Genomic DNA, 18,540 nt, shown 5'->3' with positions numbered 1-18,540 from the left:
GTCGTCAGGCCACCGGCCGCGACGGGTCGGTGATCCAGCCGCTCCACGAGCCCGGGTAGAGCCGTGCCCGGATCCCGACCAGCTCCATCGCGAGCACGTCGTGGGTGGCGGTGACCCCGGAGCCGCAGTACGCCGCGACGTCGGCGTCCGCCGTCGCCCCGACCGCGGCGTAGACCTCGCGCAGCTCGTGCACGTCCCGGAAGTGGCCGTGGTTGTCGAGGTTGCGCACCGTGGGCACGTTCACCGCACCGGGGATGTGCCCGGCCACCGGGTCGATCGGCTCGGTCTCACCCCGGTAGCGCTCGGCCGCCCGGGCGTCGACCAGCACCCCGACCGACGTCACGTCGTCCGGCCCGACCACCCCCATCGACCCGGGCCGTCCGTGGAAGTCGCCGGGCACCGGGCTCGGGTCCCCGGTCTCCACGCGCCCACCGGCCGCGACCCACGCCCGCCAGCCGCCGTCGAGCACCCGCACGTCGTGGTGCCCGTAGTGCCGCAGCAGCCACCACGCCCGCGCGGCCGCCTGCCCCGACCAGTCGTCGTACACCACGACCCCGCTCTCCAGTCCCACCCCGGCCCGGCGCATGGCCTCGTTGAACACGACGGGGTCCGGGAGCGGGTGCCGGCCGCCCGGGCCGGGCGGGGCGGCGAGGTCGGTGTCGAGGTCCACGTACGACGCACCGGGGACGTGGCCCGCGCGGAACTCGTCGATCCCGCCGGGTCCGGCGGTCCGGTACCGCACGTCGAGCACGGTCACCGAGCCGAGGCTCTCCTGCAGTCCGGTCACGTTGATCAGCGGCGAGGTGCTCATGCCCTCAGTGTCCCGTACGGGCTGCGTCGGACAAGCCCACCCGGCTGGCATGATTGCGCCTCGTGGCTGAACTTCACTTCTTCACCGGCACCATGGACTCGGGCAAGAGCACGCTGGCGCTGCAGACCAACCACAACCACGCGGCGCGCGGCCGGATCGGACGGATCTTCACCACCCACGACCGGGCCGGGGAGGCCACCCTCTCGTCCCGCCTCGGGCTGACCCACGAGGCGATCGAGGTCGCCACGGACTTCGACTTCTGGACCTACGTCGTGCACACGCTCACCCAGGGCGGCCGCATCGACTACCTGATCTGCGACGAGGCGCAGTTCTACTCCTCCCGCCAGGTCGACCAGCTCGCCCGGATCGTCGACGAGCTCCAGATCGACGTGTTCGCGTTCGGCATCCTCACCGACTTCCGGTCGCTGCTCTTCCCGGGCAGCGCCCGTCTGGTCGAGCTCGCCGACCGGATGAACGTGCTGCAGGTGGAGGCCCTGTGCTGGTGCGGCAAGCGCGCCACCCACAACGCCCGCACCGAGAACGGCGCGATGGTCACCGAGGGCGAGGTGATCGTGGTCGGCGACACCGCGTCGGCCGAGGAGCCGGCCGAGGTGGACGTGGCCTACGAGGTCCTGTGCCGCCAGCACCACCGCCGCCGGCTCACCGCGGCCCGCGCGAAGGCGGTCAGCCTGGCCCCGGAGCCACTGCCCTTCGGCTGACGCGCCCGCCCGCGCAGCCCGTTGCCCTCCGCGCGGGCCACCGGGAGGGTGGGACCCATGGGCATCCTCTCGACGGGCGAGACCGGCATCTTCCGGCGCAAGCCGGTGGCGCAGATCGACGACGGCGAGACGGGTGAGGAGGGCGGGCTCGAGCGCGCCCTCGGCCTCTGGCAGCTCACCGCCCTCGGGATCGGCGGCATCATCGGCGCCGGCGTCTTCTCGCTGGCCGGTGCGGTGGCCAAGGAGGACGCCGGTCCCGGGGTGCTGTTCTCGTTCCTGGTGGCCGGGCTGGCCAGCGCCTGCGCCGCCCTGTCGTACGCCGAGTTCGCGAGCATGATCCCGAAGGCCGGGTCGGCGTACACCTACGGCTACGCGGTGCTCGGCGAGGGCGTCGGCTGGTTCATCGGCTGGGACCTGCTGCTGGAGTACACCGCCATCGTCGCCGTGGTCGGCATCGGCATCTCCGGGTACTTCGGCTTCCTCGTCGACCAGGTCGGGCTCGGGCTGCCGGAGTGGATGATGGGCGCGCCCGGCAGCGAACCCGACGAGCCCGGCCGGGTGGTCGACCTGTTCGCGGTGGTGCTGTGCCTGCTGATCGCGTTCGTGCTGACCCGCGGGGTGCGCAACGCGGCGCGGTTCGAGTCGATCCTGGTCTGGCTCAAGGTCGGGTTGGTCGTGCTGATCGTCGCGATCGGCGCGTTCTACATCAACACCGACAACTACACGCCGTTCCTGCCGTTCGGGTGGAGCGGCGTCTTCGCGGGCGCTGCCGTGGTCTTCTTCGCGGTCTTCGGGTACGACGCGATGAGCACCGCCGCCGAGGAGTCCGCTGACGCCCGACGGGCGCTGCCGAAGGCGATCATCCTGTCGCTGGCGATCTCGATGGTGCTCTACGTCCTGGCCTGCCTGGTGCTGACCGGCATGGTCGACTACACCGAGATCGACGAGGAGTCGGCGTTCGCGCAGGCCTTCGAGGACGTCGGCCTTCCCGGGGTGGCGACGCTGATCTCGGTCGGCGCGATCCTCGGCATCGCGACCGTGATGTTCACCTTCATGTTCGCGGTCACCCGGGTCTGGTTCGCGATGGCCCGCGACGGCCTGCTCCCCCGCTGGTTCGCGGCGGTCGACCGGAAGCACCACGTGCCCGCGCGGGTCACCTGGATCGTCGGCGTCGGGTCTGCGCTGATCGCCGGCTTCACCCCCATCGCGGAGGCCGCCGAGCTGACCAACATCGGCATTCTGCTGGCGTTCGCGATCGTGTGCTCGGCGGTGATCGTGCTCCGCTACCGCTCCCCCGAGATGGAGCGCGGCTTCCGCGCCCCCGGGATGCCGGTGGTGCCCGCCCTCGGCGTGGTCGCCTCGCTGTGGCTGATCACCTACCTGTCCCCGGTCACCTGGCTCCGGTTCGTGGTGTGGTTCCTGATCGGCCTTGCGGTGTACGCCGGCTACGGCTACCGGCACTCGCTGCTGCACCCCACCACCACCCGCACCCGGGACGACGCCGAGCGCTGAGCGTCGCCTGCTTCCCAGACGGGACCGGCGCCTCCCACACGATGGCTCGCGTGGGAAGCGCCGGCTTCACCAGTCAGGAGACCTCGACCCGCCTCACCGCACCCGGAACGAGTCGGTCAGGTCCGCCCGCGCCGAGCTCCCGACGTACACCTGGATCTCGCCGGGCTCGACCACGAGCTTCCCGCGGTTGTCCCGGAACCCGACGTCGTCCCGGTCGAGGGTGAAGCCGACCCGCTGGGTCTGGCCGGGCGCGAGGGTCACCCGCTCGAAGCCGCGCAGGCGGCGTACCGGCTGGGCGATGCTGGCCACCGGGTCGCGCAGGTAGAGCTGCACCACCTCGTCGCCCTTGCGCTCGCCGGTGTTCTTCACGGTGACGCTCACCTTCACCCGCCCGTTGCGGCTCATCGTGCGCCGGTCCAGGGTCAGGCCCGAGATGTCGAAGGACGTGTAGCTGAGCCCGAAGCCGAACTCGTAGAGCGGGTCGCAGGAGCGCAGGTCGCGGTAGCGCGAGTTGTACTTCTGCGTGACGTCGCACGGCCGTCCGGTCGGCTCGTGGTTGTAGTAGATCGGCACCTGGCCGAGCCGCTGCGGGAACGACACCGGCAGCTTCCCGCCGGGGTTCACCTTCCCGAACACCACGTCCGCGACCGCGTTGCCGGCCTCGACGCCCGGGAACCACGCCTCGAGCATCGCCGGGGAGTCCCCGGCGACGTCGCCCAGGGTCAGCGGCCGCCCGTTGAGCAGTACCACGACGAACGGCGTGCCGGTCGCCTTGATCGCCTCGATCAGCTCCTCCTGCCGGCCGGGCAGGTCGAGCGTCGTGCGCGAGGCCGCCTCGCCGCTCATCTCGCGGGTCTCACCGACGGTCAGCACGACCTGGTCGGCCGCCTCGGCCGCCGCGACCGCCTCCGCGAACCCCGCGTCCGAGGCGCACTCGTCCTCCGGGGTGTTGCTCGGCGGCTCGCTGGGCGTCAGCGTGCAGCCCTCGGCGTACGTCGCGCCCGGCGACTGCTCGCTCACCCCGTCGAAGACACTGACCGCGTCCTCGTCGCGGCCGCGTCCCCACCAGGGACCGAGCACGCTGTGCTGGTCCTTGCCGAGCGGGCCGATCACCGCGGTCTTCTTCGACGCGTCGAACGGCAGCGTGGCGTCGTGGTTCTTCAGCAGCACCATCGAGCGGCCGGCAGCCTCGCGAGCCGCGGCGCGGTCGTCGTCGGTGAGGAAGCTCGACTCGTCCGCCGCCTCCGCCTGGTCGACGTACGGGTGGTCGAAGAGGCCGGCCCGGAACTTGATCCGCAGGATCCGGCGTACGGCGTCGTCGAGGCGGGCCCGGCTGATCCGGCCCTCCCGCAGCAGCTGCGCCCCGTTGTCGCGGATGTGGGTGCTCACCATCTCGGAGTCGGTACCGGCCATCAGCGCGTTCGCGGCTGCCTCCGGCCCGTCGGCGGCGGTGCCGTGGCCGCACGGCCCTTCATCGGGCTTGCGCGGCGGGCAGGCCCGGGTCTCCGAGACCGCGGTGTAGTCGCTCTCGATGAACCCGTCGAAGCCCCACTCCTTCTTGAGGATGTCGGTCTCGGTGTACCTGTTCGCGCATCCGGGCACGCCGTTGATCGAGTTGAACGAGCACATGACGGTGTCCGCGCCGGCGTCGATGGCGGCCTTGAACGGCGGCAGGTAGTAGTTGCGCAGCCGGGACTCGGACATGTCGGTCGTGTTGTAGTCGCGGCCACCCTCCGGCTGGCCGTAGGCCACGAAGTGCTTGACGCTCGTGACCACCTTGTCCCGGGCCGCGTAGTCGTCTCCCTGCGCGCCCTTCACGCGGGCCGCGGCCAGCACCGCGTTGAGGTAGGGGTCCTCTCCCCCGCCCTCGACGATCCGGCCCCACCGGGGCTCGTGCGACAGGTCGACCATCGGGCTGTAGATCTGCTTCAGCCCGACCGTCGCGGACTCGCGGGCGCCGATGGTCGCATCGGTCCGGGCGACCTCGGGATCGAACGAGCTGGCGGCCCCGAGCGGCACCGGGAAGATCGTCCGGTAGCCATGGATGGTGTCGTAGGCGAACAGGATCGGGATCCCGAGCCGCGACTCCTCCACCGCGATGTGCTGGAGCTCGTCGATCCGGGCCGGGTCGACGAGGCTGAACACCCCGCCCACGCCCTTGCGGGCGTCCTCGTCGGTGACCTGGCCGTCGGACAGCAGCTGCACCTGCTGCAGCTTCTCCTCGGTGGTCATCCGCTCGAGCAGCGCGTCGACGCGCTTCTCGACATTGCTGCCGGGGGCCGGTCCGACCGGCGCCAGTGCCACCTCGTCGCTCGAGGTCGGGGTGGACGGAGCGCTGCTCGCCACCGCTCCGACCGCCAGGGTTGCCGCCGCCAGCAGGGCGACGGTCGCGTGTCTCTTCACAGGGTCTCCTCCGAGTCGGTGCCCAAGACCGGACCGACGTACGCCGGCCCGCACCGTCGCGGAGTGCCCCCCGGTGTCCGCACCCGTTCAGGTCTACCGATCCAACTCTCGGCGTCGTTGCCCCGTCAACCATCTGCCGGGTCCCGGCCAAACTCACCGGCCTCCGGCCGGCCACGCGCCTCGGGTCGAGCCGGGGCACGTCTGGCCCGGTCGTGCCATTCCCGGCACCGTCCGCGCGGTCGATGCTGGAAAGAGGGGTTTGACAGGGTGCGCGCAACGACGCGCGCCCCCGGAAGAAGGGGAACCGGATGAGAGCGACCTATCGCGTCCTGGCGTACCTGATCGCGTTCGAAGTGGTGGTCCAGGCCTCGGTGATGGTGTGGGGCATCGCCGGCATGGGCATCTGGGTCGACGACGGTGGCGTCGTGGACAAGCAGACCTTCGAGGACGCGTTCGACAACGGGACCAAGCCGTTCGACGAGTTCACCGGCCTGATGATCCACGGCCAGAACGGGATGATGATCATCCCGCTCCTCGCCCTGGCCCTCGTGATCGTGTCCTTCTTCGCCCGGATCCCCCGCGGTGTCGCGTTCGCGTTCGGGGTGCTCGGCCTGGTGGTGCTGCAGGTCATGCTCGGCATCTTCGGTCACGAGGTCTCGGCGCTGGGCGCGCTCCATGGCGTGAACGCGTTCGTGCTCTTCGGAACCGCGGTCATGGCGGGTCGACGTGCCTCCTCGGTGGCGAAGCCGGCCGACGAGGAGCCGGTGTCGGTCTCGGCCTGATCGGAGCTCCGTGCAAGTCAGACGACTGCGGTTGCCGCTGGCCCTCCTGGCGACCGCAGTCGTCGTCACGCCGATCGCCTGGCTGTGGTGGGACAGCCGGCTGCCCGACAGCTACGACATCACGCAGATGGGGTACGCCGACTACGGCGGCGGCCCGGAGGCGGGGCACGAGCACCACGCCGGCCACCCCGGTACGCCGGTCGCGGAGCTGGTCGAGCGGTCGCGCCGCCCCGCCGACGTGACCGAGACCCTGACCGCGGCCCGCGACGGCGACCGGATCACCATCAACGGCACCAGCCCCGGCCCGACGCTGCGGGTCACCCAGGGCGACCTGGTCGAGGTCACCCTGCGCAACGAGGACATCACCGACGGCACCACCATCCACTGGCACGGCATCGACGTGCCCAACGCGATGGACGGCGTCGCCGGCGTGACCCAGGACGCCGTCGAGCCCGGGAAGACCTTCACCTACCGCTTCCGGGCCGACCAGGTCGGGACGTACTGGTACCACGCCCACCAGGTCTCCCACGAGCAGGTGCGCCAGGGCATGCTGGGGGCCCTGGTGATCGAGCCGCGCCGGCCCGACAAGGGGGTGCGCGACGAGGTGGCCGTGCTGCACCGCTACGGCAGCACCCCGACCCTGAACGGCGCGGAGGGGACGCAGACCGTCGACGCGCAGCCCGGGGACGAGGTGCGGGTCCGGGTGGTCAACACGGACAACGCGCTGATGCCGATCTGGGTGACCGGCGCACCGTACCGGGTGCTGGCGGTGGACGGGACCGACGTGCACGAGCCGGGTGAGGTCCGTGACGTCGCGGTGAAGCTCACCGCCGGCGCACGGGTCGACCTCGGTGTGGTCGTCCCCGAGGGCGGGGCGCGGGTCGACTTCGGCGCCACCACGGCCCTGGTCCTGGGCGAGGACCCGACCGGCGGGGCGGAGCCCAAGGCCCCGCGCACGTTCGTCGACTTCCTGGGCTACGGCACCCCCACCGACCCCGGCATCGACGCGTCCTCGCCCGACCGTCGCTTCGACTACCGGATCGGGCGACGCCCGGGGTTCCTGGACGGGAAGCCCGGCATGTGGTGGACCATCAACGGCCACCTCTTCCCGGACATCCCGATGTACATGGTCGAGGAGGGCGACGTCGCCGTCTTCCACATCGAGAACAACAGCGGCGAGTCGCACCCGATGCACCTGCACGGGCACCACGCCCTGGTTCTCTCCCGGGACGGGAAGGAGGCCACCGGCAGCCCGTGGTGGATCGACTCGCTGGAGGTCGCCGCCGGCGAGGAGTTCGAGATCGCCTTCGTCGCCGACAACCCGGGCATCTGGATGGACCACTGCCACAACCTGCCGCACGCGGCCGAGGGCCTGGTCGCGCACCTGATGTACGCCGGGGTCACCTCGTCGTACGACATCGGAGACGCCCCCGGCAACCACCCGGAGTGAGGTCGGACTGTCATGCGGCCGCAATTGCAGCCGCATGACAGGTCCGGTGGCGGGCCGCGCTGTCGCGAGGCCGCAATTGCAGCCGCATGACACATTCCTGGACCCGCGACATGCAATACGGCTGCAATTGCGGGCTTACGACGGCCGCCGCCGGGCCGAGCGACCGGCTCAGGCGATCAGGATCGGGATCAGCATCTCGTCCGGGGTGAGCGACCCGTGCAGGCCGACCAGGGACTTCTCGTACTCGAAGTCGCGGGTGGACATCACCGCGTGGTCGCCGCGGCAGGCCACCATGACGTCGCCGATCCGGGGGCGTACGTCGGGCGCCACCTGCCCCAGCCAGCCCTCGCCGACGACCTCGTCCCGGGTCAGCACCCGGGCCCGGTCACCGAGCACCTCGCGCCAGGTGGCGGCCACGTCGTCGACGGCGCCGCGCCGGCAGTAGAGGTGACGGAAGCGCGCTTCGCCACCGAGCAGGACCACCCCGTCACGCAGGCCGGCCACCTCGTCCACGTCGATCCGTGAGGACACCGGGCTGTCGACCATGCCGTGGTCGGCGACCACGACCAGTCGCACCGACGCGGGAAGCGCCTCGCGCAGCTGCTCGGCCGCGGCGTCGACCATCGCGAGCTGCTGGAGCCACGCGGTGGAGGCCACGCCGTAGCGGTGTCCGGTCCAGTCGAGGTCACCGTCGTAGAGGTAGGTCAGCGACGGTCGCTGGGCCGACGCGGTGATCGCCGCCGCGATCCGCTCGCCCACCTTGTCCGCGCCGACGTACTCCGCGCCCCGGTGGGCAGCGACCGTGAGCCCGGAGCCGACGAACTCGCGCTTGTTCACCGCGGTGACGTGCACGCCGGCCGCCACCAGCCGGGAGAACGCGGTCGGGTGCGGCTGCCACACGACGGGGTCGACGGACTTGTCCCAGAACAGGTGGTTGAGCAGCTTGTCGGTGCCGGGGATGCGGGCGGTGAACCCGACCAGCCCGTGCTGACCCGGCAGCAGTGCGGTGCCGAGCGAGGTGAGCGAGGTGGCGGTGGTCGACGGGACGCCGGCAGTGCCGGGTCGGCCGAGCAGCGAGGCCAGGAACGGCGCCGCATGGGCGTAGCGCTCGAGCAGCACCTGGCCGAGCCCGTCGACGAGGAACACGACGTACGCCGGGGCGTAGGGCAGCACGAGGTCGCTCGGCGCGCCCCGGTCGACCACGCCGAGGGCAGCCCCGACCGCGGGGACGAGGTCGCCGAGCGAGCGGCTGCCGTAGGCCGGGGCGACGAAGCCGTTCGGGGACGGAGTGGCCAGCGGGTCGTCCCCCCGGTGCGTGCTCACCTGTGCTGGGTCGCGGCCGACAGCACCTGCGCGAACTCGAGCAGGGAGTTGACCGCGTCGGGCCCTTCGGCCGCGGCCGAGACGCGCAGGGAGAAGTCGTCCGCGGCGAGGACGCCCGTGTAGCCGTGGTCGGCCTCGCACTGCGGGTCGCTGCACCCGGCGGGCTCGAGGTCGAGCCGGCCGACCCCGCCCCAGCCGATGGTGAGCACCGCCTCGGCGGGCGGCTGCGGGCCGGAGGTCGGGTTGGCCACCATCCGGGTCACCACGACCGACTTGACCGACGACAGCGCGATCGCCTCGGTGGAGGTGGAGGTGTAGGGCTGCGGGAGCAGGTCGTCGCCGGTGTGCTCGTCGGTGTGCGCGAGGATCAGCCGGCTCGGGGTCAGCACCACGACCGTGATGTGCCGGCGGACCTCGTCGCGCTCGATCGTCGGCTCGTGGTGCACGTAGAACGCGCTCACCTGCTCCCCCGCGACCGCGGCCTCGACGCCCTCAGTGACGACCTCCGGGTAGTAGCCGGTGCGGTCGATCGCGGCACGGAGGGCCCCGGTGGTGTCGGACGGCTCGGTCAGGCTGCGGTTGCGCATGGGGAGAGTCTGTCACGCACCCCTGCGGAAGCGGTCACGAGTGCACAGGTCAGGAGCGGACCGGCTCACCCGCGGGGACCAGCCCGTCCTGCGTGTCGGTGAGGTGCCGGCGCAGGCTGAGGAAGGCCGCCGCGGCGAGCGCGGTGCCGCCCACGACCAGGCCGACCCACACGTAGGGCAGGTCGTGGCCGATCAGCATGCCCGCGGTCGCCGGCCCGACGATCGAGCCGACCGTCCAGGTCATGCCCTGCAGCGCGTTGTAGCGGCCGCGCATCTCCTCGGGTGCCAGCCCGTTGACGACCGCAGGCGCGACCGGCGCCCACAGCGTCTCGCCTGCCCCGAAGAGGCCGAGCCCGACCACGATGCAGCCGATCGCGACCCAGCCGTCGACCGCGGCGGAGGTCGCGATGACCACCCACGACACCGACCAGGTGGCCGCGCACAGCGCCAGCATCGACGAGCGACGGCGGCCCCTGATCAGCCGTAGCGTGACCAGCTGGCCGAAGACGATCGCACTGGTGTTCGCGGCGTACGCGAAGCCCAGCGCCTTGGCCGGCACCTCGGCCACGTCGACGGCGTACGCCGCGAGCCCGGCCTCCATCTGGGAGTAGCCGAACGTGATCGCGATGATCGAGAAGCCGACCACCCGCAGCAGCGTGCGGTCGCGGAGGACGACGTGCCAGCCGACCTTCGCGATCGACTCGGTGTCGTCGGCGCCGTCCAGCGCCCGGGTCGGCGCCCGGCCGGTGCCGCGGGGCAGGCTGACCACCGCGGCCAGGTGGACGAGGTACGTCGCGCCGTCGACGAGGTACAGCCGCTGGAAGCTCTCGACGTCGTCGACCGAGATGAGCAGCGCGCTGATCAGACCGCCCAGCCCGAGGCCGGCGTTGAGCAGCATGAAGTTCAGCCCGTAGACCTTCTCGCGGGCGTGCTCCGGCACCAGGCGGGTGAGCATCGCGGTCGCGGCCGGCCACAGCCCGACCGTGCCGAGCACCATGACCGACGCGACGACGTACCCCTCGGCGAGGGTCTCGACCTGGCCGATCGACATCGTCGCCAGCGACTCGACGAGCAGGCCGCTGACCATCACCGGCTTCGGCCCGAACCGGTCGATCAGGGTGCCGCCGAGCGGCGCGGCCAGGAACCCGAGCAGTCCCATCCAGGCGAACACCAGGCCCACCGACGCGGTCGCGAAGCCGCGGACCTCGGCGAGGTAGACGTAGAGGAAAGGCATGGTCAGGCCGCTGCCGAGGGCCGAGAACGCGAAGCCCACGAACAGCCGTCGCACCAACGGATCGAGGTCGCGGAAGCGAGTCTCGCCCGGGATCACGTCGTCCATGCCCACGAGGCAGCATTCTGCGTCGCCGCCCCGCCCCGTGCGACCGATATTCCCGCCCTCAGCCGCCCCCATCGCCGAGTCGGCACATCTTGTGCCGGGTCACCATGGTTCCCGGGCGGTGAGTCGGCACATCTTGTGCCGGGTCACCATGGTTCCCGGGCGGTGAGTCGGCACATCTTGTGCCGGGTCAGTCGGTGAGGGTGTCGTCCGGGTCCTGGTTGAGCCGCCGCACGAACCAGTCCGAGCGCGGGTCGACCACCGGCTCCACCCGCGCCTCGGCGGTGAGCACCGTCGCGGTGTCCTTGCCGGCCAGCACCAGTGACAGGTCCAGCGAGCGGAGCTGCGGGAAGTCGTTCTTGAGCCGCGAGACCAGCACCACCAGCTTCTCGATGCGGTCCACGTCCACGACCTCGCTGCCGCGGTAGCCGAAGAGCATCGGCGAGCTCTTGATCTCCCGGGTCATCGCGCGGGCGTCGTGCTCGGTGAGGGGCGGGATGCGGTAGGCACGGTCGCCGAGCAGGTCGGTCAGCGGCCCGGAGATGCCGAACGACGTGACCGGCCCGAACAGCGGGTCCTCGACGACCCCGATGGCCACCGGTACGCCGGGGGGCGCGACCTTCTGCACCACGAAGCCGGCGTTGCCCGGGGCGTCGATCAGCTCGCACAGCGACGCCCAGGCCGTGCGCATCTCGTCGGCGCCGGCGATGTTGCGCCAGACGTGGGCGAGGTCCGGACGGTTGCGCAGGTGCCCGGCGGTCGCCTTGAGCACCACGTCCCAGCCGAGGTCCTCGCCGGCGGCCACGGCCGCGTCCGCGCTGCTGACGTCGACCGCCTGCCAGACGTCGACGCCGTACGCCGCCAGCAGCTCGCGCACCTCCACCGGGGTCAGGTCACGACCCTCGGGGTCCTCCATCAGGATCGAGTTGAGCAGCCGCTTCGCCCCAGCGCTGTCCACCTCGGACGGGTCGCCGGCCTCCTCGTGCGGCATCCGCAGCCACACGGCGTACTCCACGACCCGGGCCAGCGCCCGGACCGCCGACTCCACCGCTGGGTACGACGGCACGGAGCCGCGGCCGGCCGTCGAGCCGGCCACGTCCGGGACGCGCAACAGCTCGGGCACGCCCTCGGCGCCGAGGAACGTGGTGACGATCGGCTTGTCGGACTGCTCCCCCACCGCTGCGAGGACGTTGGCGACGTCCTCGCCGGAGACGTTGAGCGGCGGGATGTAGACCGCGACCACCGAGTCGATCTCGGGGTCGTCGATGGCCTGGTCGAGGGCGTCCTCGAAGTCCTCGGCCGTGGCCTCCGGGCCGAGCGCGACCGACGAGCCGACCACCAGGCCGACCGCCGCGGCCGCGTCGGAGGCGAGCAGCCCGAGGGCGTCGGAGTTGCCGACCACCGCGACCCGGCGCCCGGCCGGCAGTGGCTGGTGGGCCAGCAGCTGGGCGACGTCGAACATCTCGTCGAGCGTGTCCACCTGGATCACGCCGGCCTGCCGGAACATCGCGTCGACGGCGTGCTGCGACCCGAACAGCGTGCGCACGGCGTGGCCCATCGGCACGCCCTGGGTGGTGCGGCCCGACCGGACCGCCACGATCGGCTTGCGCCGGGACACCCGGCGGGCCACCCGGGAGAACTTCCGCGGGTTGCCGATCGACTCGAGGTAGAGCAGGACGACCTCGGTGGACTCGTCCTCCTCCCAGTACTGCAGCAGGTCGTTGCCGGACACGTCGGCACGGTTGCCGGCCGAGACGAACGTCGAGAGGCCGAGGCCGCGGTTGGAGACCTTCTCGAGGATCGCCGAGCCGAGCGCCCCGGACTGGCAGAAGAACCCGGCGCGGCCGCGCGGCGGCATGTTCGACGACAGGGAGGCATTGACGGAGATCTCGGGGTCGGTGTTGATGAAGCCGAGGCAGTTCGGGCCGATCAGCCGCAGGCCGTAGGACCGGGCCAGGCCGACCAGGCGGCGCTGCCGCTTGCGGCCCTCCTCGCCGGTCTCGGCGAAGCCCGAGGAGATCACGACCAGGCCGTGCACCCCCTTCGCCGCGCAGTCGAGCACGACGTCCTGGACGGCGGTGGCCGGCACCGCGACGATCGCGACGTCGACCTCGCCGGGGATGTCCGAGACCGAGTCGTACGCCGGGAGCCCGCTGACCGCGTCGGCGGACGGGTTCACCGCGTGCACGACGCCGGTGAAGTCGCCGGTCACCAGGTTGCGGACGAGCACCTGCCCGATCGTGTCCTGTCGCCGGCTGGCGCCGATCACGGCGACCGACCGGGCGTTGAAGAACTTCGCGATCGAGGTGGCCTCGGCACGGTGCTCGCGGTTCTCCATCACGCCGATCGCGGTGTCGGTCGGGTCGATCGGGAACTCGAGGCTCATCACGCCGTCCTCGAACCCGCCGACCACGTGGTACCCGGCCGCCCGGAACGTGGCGATCATCCGCTGGTTGTTGGGCAGCACCTCGGCGACGAACTTCTCGATCCCCTGCTCGCGCCCCGCCTGGGCCAGGTGCTCGAGCAGGATCTGGGCGATTCCGCGCCCGTGGTGCCGGTCCTCGACGAGGAACGCCACCTCGGCCTCGCCGCCGTCGACCCGGTCGTAGCGCCCCACGGCGATGATCTCGTCGGCGAGCAGCAGCACGAACGCCACCCGGTCGTGGTGGTCGACGTTCGTGAACCGCTGGACGTCGCGGTCGGAGAGCACCGGCATCGGGGAGAAGAACCGGAAGTACTTCGACTCGTCGGAGACCCGCGAGTAGAACGTCACCAGCCGGTCGTCGTCGTCGGGTCGGATCGGCCGGATGTGGGCGGTGCGCCCGTCGAGCAGGAGCACGTCCGCCGACCAGTGCCGCGGAGCCTCCGGCGGCACCGGCCGGTCCCCGCCGGGGGCCTGGGTCTCGCCGGGTGCGCTCACACCCCGAAATCTAGCCGGTGGAGGTTTCCGATTCCTCACCGTGCCGCGGGGCCCGTCCCCCCGAACGCCCGTCGAGGAGCAGGCCGACCGATGCGACGAGGACCCAGACGAGGCCCGGGAACCAGCTGACGAACGGGAAGAACGCCAGCCCCGCGAACAGGATCGTGAAGCCGGCGCTGACGTATCCGAGCCAGCGCGGCACGCCGTACCCGCGGATGCCGGAGACGGCGACCGCGGCCGTCACCAGTCCGAGCGGGGTCCACGCGCCGTACGCGAGCCCGTCGCCCGTGGCGTAGACCGCGGCGATGGTGCTGGCCGGGAGGTCCGAGGCGACCGACCCGCCGATCGCGGCGAGGAACCCGTAGCCCAGGAAGAGGCCGGCACAGGTCGCCGCTCCACCTGCGCGCACGAGGCCGGGGAGGAGGGAGTGGGACGGAACCCGGACGGCGAGGTGCCGGTCCATCGCCAGGAGGAACACCAGCAGGGCTGCCGTTCCCCACCAGGAGACCCCGTTGCGCACGAAGAGCTGCCACTCGTGGCCCGCCAGCGCCTCCACCAGCCGGTCCGGATGCTGCTGGTCGTCCACGGCGACCGCCGGGAACGGCATCAGCGAACCGATCGCGAACAGCACGACCGTCGCCACGCCCCACCCCGCCCACGCCCTCGTCCCCGACGTCGTTCCCATCCCGTCCCCCTCGTGTCCACGGCGCCCGCCGCCCACGACGACTGTCTCGTCCAGACCGCCAGCCCGGCTCGGAAACCCGGAAATTTCCGGAGATCCCCTGTCTCCGGCGGCGAGCCCGCCTCTCGGCTGTCCCCGGCAGCAGGGAGAATGCGCGCATGGCACGACGTACGACGCAACCGCCCCTGCCGGACGACTTCGAGGAGCACATCCTCGACACCGACATCAAGCAGGAGATGGAGACGTCGTTCCTCGAGTACGCCTACTCCGTCATCTACTCCCGCGCGCTCCCCGACGCCCGGGACGGGCTGAAGCCGGTGCAGCGCCGGATCCTCTACACGATGAACGACATGGGCCTGCGCCCCGACCGGGGGCACGTCAAGAGCGCCCGCGTCGTCGGCGAGGTCATGGGTCGCCTGCACCCGCACGGCGACGGCGCGATCTACGACGCGCTGGTCCGGATGGCGCAGCCGTGGGCGATGCGGCTGCCGACGGTGGACGGTCACGGCAACTTCGGCTCCCCGGACGACCCGCCGGCTGCGATGCGCTACACCGAGTGCCGGATGGCACCGCCCGCGGTGGCGATGACCGCCTCGATCGACGAGGACACGGTCGACTTCCGGCCCAACTACGACAGCCGGGAGCTCGAGCCGGCGGTGCTGCCGGCCGCGATCCCCCACCTCGTCGTCAACGGCACCACCGGCATCGCGGTCGGCATGGCCACCAACATCGCCCCGCACAACCTGGTCGAGGTGGTGCAGGCACTGAAGCACCTGATCACCCACCCGAACGCGACCGTCGACGACCTCATGCGGTTCATCCCCGGCCCCGACCTGCCCACCGGGGGCAAGATCGTGGGTCTGGAGGGCATCCGCGACGCCTACGAGACCGGCAAGGGCACCTTCCGCATGCGCGCCACTGCCCGGGTCGAGTCGGTCACCGCGCGGCGCAAGGGCATCGTGGTCACCGAGCTCCCCTACGGCGTGGGGACCGAGAAGGTCGTCGAGCGGATCAAGACCCTGGTCCAGTCCAAGAAGCTCCAGGGCATCGCCGACATCAAGGACCTCACCGACCGCGAGAAGGGCCTCCAGCTGGTCATCGAGGTCAAGAACGGCTTCCACCCCGAGGCGTTGCTCGAGCAGCTCTACCGCCAGACCCCGCTGGAGGACTCCTTCGGCATCAACGCGGTCGCGCTGGTCGACGGGCAGCCGCGCACGCTCGGGCTCAAGGAGCTGCTCGAGGTCTTCCTGGGGCACCGCTTCGACGTCGTACGCCGACGCTCGGTGTTCCGCCGCGGCAAGGCCGCCGACCGTCTGCACCTCGTCGACGGGCTGCTGATCGCGATCCTCGACATCGACGAGGTCATCCAGGTGATCCGGTCCTCCGACAACGCCCCTGCTGCCAAGGAGCGGCTGATGGGCATCTTCGACCTCAGCGAGGTGCAGGCCGACTACATCCTCGACATGCCGTTGCGCCGCCTGACGAAGTTCAGCCGGATCGAGCTCGAGAAGGAGCAGGAGGAGCTGCGCCGCACCATCGAGGAGCTCGACGCGATCCTCGCCGACGACAAGCTGCTCCGGAAGGTCGTCTCCGACGAGCTGGGCGAGGTCGCCAAGACCTTCGGCACCCCGCGCCGCACGGTGCTCCTGGAGTCAGCCGGGACCGCGGTGACCGCAGCGGCGACGCCGCTCGAGGTGGCCGACGACCCCTGCTACGCCTACCTCTCCTCGAGCGGGCTGCTGGCCCGCACCACGAGCGACGACACCCCCGGCACCGGCCGCGGCCGGGCCAAGCACGACGTCATCGTGTCCGCGGTCCGCACCACCGCCCGTGGCGAGATCGGGGCGCTCACCACCCGGGGCCGGCTGGTGAAGCTCGGCGTCCTCGACCTGCCGGCTCTGCCGCCCTCGGCCAACGACCCGCACCTCGGTGGCGGCCTGCCGGTCAGCGAGGCGCTCTCGCTCGACTCCGGGGAGCGGCTCCTGGCCCTCACCTCGCTCTCGACCGACGGCCCCGGCCTGGCGCTGGGCACCCGGGAGGGCGTCGTCAAGCGGGTCAACCCCGAGGTCCTCGGCAAGGACGAGTGGGACGTCATCTCGCTCAAGGAGGGCGACGAGGTGGTCGGCGCGGTCGAGCTGGTCACCGGCACCGAGACGCTCTGCTTCATCACCACTGACGCCCAGCTCCTGCACTACTCCGCGGGGTCCGTGCGGCCGCAGGGTCGCTCCGGTGGCGGCATCGCCGGCATCCGGGTCACCGGGGGCCAGTCGGTGCTCTGGTTCGGCGCGCTCGGGTCGGGGGACGCGGTCGTGGTCACGTCGTCCGGCTCCTCCACCGCGCTGCCCGGCACCGAGCCAGGGTCGGTCAAGGTGACCCCGTTCGCCGAGTACCCCGCCAAGGGCCGCGGCACCGGCGGCGTCCGCTGCCACCGCTTCCTGCGCGGCGAGGACGCGCTGGTGCTGGCCTGGGCGGGCGACGCCCCGGCCCGGGCCGCAGCCTCCAGCGGGGCCCCGGTCGAGCTGCCCGAGGCCACCGGCAGGCGGGACGGGTCCGGCGTCCCCGGAAGCCAGCCGATCGTCGCCGTCGCGGGCCCGGTGGCGGCGCGTCTGGGGGCGGGTTCCGGTGTGGCAGGGTAGGTGCATGCCGCGCACCCGTGACGTCGTGGCCGGGGGTCCCTTGGCCGTGGCTTCCCTCGTCCTGTCCCTCGGCCTCGCCGGCTGCACGGGCGACAAAGCCAGCTCCGTGAGCGAGGGCAAGGACCCGCAGGAGGTCATGGCGCAGGCCAAGAAGACCCTCGACGAGACCTCCGGCGTGCGGCTGGACCTCTCCACCAAGGATCTCCCCTCGGGCGTGCAGGGCCTCACCAATGCCGAGGGCGTCGGCGTGCACCCGCCCGGGTTCGAGGGCCAGATCACCGTCGAGGTCTCCGGCCTCTCGGTCGACGTCGACGTGATCGCCACCGACGGCAAGGTCTGGATCAAGTACCTCGTGCCCACGTTCCAGCAGGCCGACCCCGCCGACTACGGCGCACCGGACCCGGCCGACCTGATGGCCACCTCCGGCGGGCTCTCCGACCTCCTCGTCAACACCGACGGCCTGGAGAAGGGCGACGAGGTCCGCGGCGGCGAGAACAACGAGGAGATCCTCACCGAGTACAACGGCACCGTCCCGGCGTCCTTCGTCGAGACCGTCATCCCGAGCGCGACCGGTGACGACTTCGACGCGACGTACACCGTCAGCAGCAACGGCGAGCTCCGCGAGGCCAAGCTCACCGGCGAGTTCTACCCCGACGCCGACGAGCTCACCTACTCGATCACCTTCGACGACTACGGGACGAAGAAGGACATCCAGGCGCCGTGACCGGCGGCGGCACGGTGGCCCGGTCCTCGCGGGTCCTGCTCGCGCTCGCGGCGGTGGCCGTCGCCTTCGCGGCCGCCGACACCTACGTGGTGGTGCTCGCGCTGCCGGACATGATGTCGACGGCACGGATCCCGATCAACGAGCTCCAGCGCGCCGCTCCGGTGGTCTCCGGCTTCCTGCTCGGGTACGTCGCGATGCTGCCCCTGATCGGCCGGATCGCCGACCTGCGCGGCCGGGTCCCGGTCCTGGTCATGTCGCTGATGGTGTTCGCGGCCGGGTCGCTGGTCACCGCGCTCGCCTACGACCTGCCCAGCATGGTCGCCGGCCGCTTCCTCCAGGGAGTCGGTGGCGGCGGCCTGGTCCCGGCCACGCTGGCGCTGGTCGCCGACCTCTACCCCGTCGAGCGCCGGGGCGTCCCACTCGGCGTGGTCTCCGCCGTGCAGGAGCTCGGCTCGGTGCTGGGGCCGCTCTTCGGCGCCGTCGTCCTGGCGCTGGCGGACTGGCAGGCGATCTTCCTGGTCAACCTCGCGGTGGCGCTGGTCCTGGCCGCCGCGATCCGGCACCTGGCCGGTCGTGGTGGTGTCGAGACGGTCGCATCGCGACGTCCGCAACCACCGGATGCGCCGGTGGTTGAGGAGGGCGCTCTGCGCCCGTC

General features: G+C 71.8%; 14 protein-coding genes. 7 read left to right on the top strand and 7 right to left on the bottom strand.

Going from position 1 to position 18,540, the window contains the following annotated elements; genetic code table 11:
* Positions 1-4: 4 nt before the first annotated feature.
* Complete coding sequence (locus EKO23_RS06890) at positions 5-811, bottom strand: sulfurtransferase (protein ID WP_134715553.1); 807 nt, start codon at positions 809-811, stop codon at positions 5-7.
* 62 nt (positions 812-873) lie between these two features.
* Between EKO23_RS06890 and EKO23_RS06885 the strand changes: the two genes are divergently transcribed.
* Together EKO23_RS06885 and EKO23_RS06880 are read left to right on the top strand one after the other, a co-directional pair.
* Positions 874-1,530: a thymidine kinase gene (locus EKO23_RS06885; RefSeq protein WP_134715551.1), complete on the top strand. Its 657-nt coding sequence runs from the start codon at positions 874-876 to the stop codon at positions 1,528-1,530.
* Positions 1,531-1,587: 57 nt separating this feature from the next.
* Positions 1,588-3,042, top strand: coding sequence for an amino acid permease (locus EKO23_RS06880; RefSeq protein ID WP_134715549.1), 1,455 nt, complete (start codon positions 1,588-1,590; stop codon positions 3,040-3,042).
* 93 nt (positions 3,043-3,135) lie between these two features.
* On the opposite strand, the gene bglX is transcribed toward EKO23_RS06880, so the two are convergent.
* The gene (gene bglX / locus EKO23_RS06875; protein ID WP_217702511.1) at positions 3,136-5,445 is read right to left on the bottom strand and encodes a beta-glucosidase BglX; all 2,310 of its coding nucleotides are present in this window, start codon (positions 5,443-5,445) and stop codon (positions 3,136-3,138) included.
* 308 nt (positions 5,446-5,753) lie between these two features.
* On the opposite strand from bglX, the gene EKO23_RS06870 reads away from it, so the two are divergent.
* Together EKO23_RS06870 and EKO23_RS06865 are read left to right on the top strand one after the other, a co-directional pair.
* Positions 5,754-6,227, top strand: coding sequence for a hypothetical protein (locus EKO23_RS06870; protein WP_134715547.1), 474 nt, complete (start codon positions 5,754-5,756; stop codon positions 6,225-6,227).
* Positions 6,228-6,258: 31 nt separating this feature from the next.
* Positions 6,259-7,677, top strand: a complete 1,419-nt coding sequence (locus EKO23_RS06865) for a multicopper oxidase family protein (protein ID WP_246050945.1) — start codon at positions 6,259-6,261, stop codon at positions 7,675-7,677.
* Between the two features lie 168 nt (positions 7,678-7,845).
* Here the strand turns inward: EKO23_RS06865 and EKO23_RS06860 are convergent, their stop codons facing one another.
* From EKO23_RS06860 to EKO23_RS06840, 5 genes are all read right to left on the bottom strand, one after another.
* Positions 7,846-9,000, bottom strand: coding sequence for an alkaline phosphatase family protein (locus EKO23_RS06860; RefSeq protein WP_246050944.1), 1,155 nt, complete (start codon positions 8,998-9,000; stop codon positions 7,846-7,848).
* The gene (locus EKO23_RS06855) at positions 8,997-9,587 is read right to left on the bottom strand and encodes a DUF5998 family protein (protein ID WP_134715545.1); all 591 of its coding nucleotides are present in this window, start codon (positions 9,585-9,587) and stop codon (positions 8,997-8,999) included. The genes EKO23_RS06860 and EKO23_RS06855 overlap by 4 nt, the downstream gene beginning before the upstream one ends.
* A gap of 49 nt (positions 9,588-9,636) precedes the next feature.
* Positions 9,637-10,926 carry an MFS transporter gene (locus EKO23_RS06850; protein ID WP_167880354.1) on the bottom strand — a complete coding sequence of 430 codons (1,290 nt, stop codon included), beginning with the start codon at positions 10,924-10,926 and terminating at the stop codon, positions 9,637-9,639.
* 187 nt (positions 10,927-11,113) lie between these two features.
* Positions 11,114-13,843 (bottom strand): bifunctional acetate--CoA ligase family protein/GNAT family N-acetyltransferase, encoded by a 2,730-nt coding sequence (locus EKO23_RS06845; protein ID WP_246050943.1) that lies wholly within the window; start codon positions 13,841-13,843, stop codon positions 11,114-11,116.
* A 10-nt stretch (positions 13,844-13,853) separates the two neighbouring features.
* Positions 13,854-14,528: a hypothetical protein gene (locus tag EKO23_RS06840; RefSeq protein ID WP_134715541.1), complete on the bottom strand. Its 675-nt coding sequence runs from the start codon at positions 14,526-14,528 to the stop codon at positions 13,854-13,856.
* A 155-nt stretch (positions 14,529-14,683) separates the two neighbouring features.
* Here EKO23_RS06840 and EKO23_RS06835 point away from each other — a divergent pair, with 155 nt between their 5' ends.
* From EKO23_RS06835 to EKO23_RS06825, 3 genes are all read left to right on the top strand, one after another.
* Complete coding sequence (locus tag EKO23_RS06835) at positions 14,684-17,161, top strand: DNA gyrase/topoisomerase IV subunit A (protein ID WP_134715539.1); 2,478 nt, start codon at positions 14,684-14,686, stop codon at positions 17,159-17,161.
* 4 nt (positions 17,162-17,165) lie between these two features.
* Entirely contained in the window at positions 17,166-17,885 is a 720-nt protein-coding gene (locus EKO23_RS06830) for an LppX_LprAFG lipoprotein (RefSeq protein ID WP_134715537.1), read from the top strand.
* Positions 17,882-18,540: MFS transporter (locus EKO23_RS06825; protein WP_246050942.1), on the top strand; the 659-nt coding region annotated here is incomplete at its 3' end. The genes EKO23_RS06830 and EKO23_RS06825, both read left to right, overlap by 4 nt.

The sequence above is a fragment of the Nocardioides guangzhouensis genome (assembly GCF_004519545.1).
In the GTDB taxonomy this organism is placed as follows: domain Bacteria; phylum Actinomycetota; class Actinomycetes; order Propionibacteriales; family Nocardioidaceae; genus Nocardioides; species Nocardioides guangzhouensis.
This window is presented reverse-complemented; position numbering and strand designations above follow the sequence as displayed.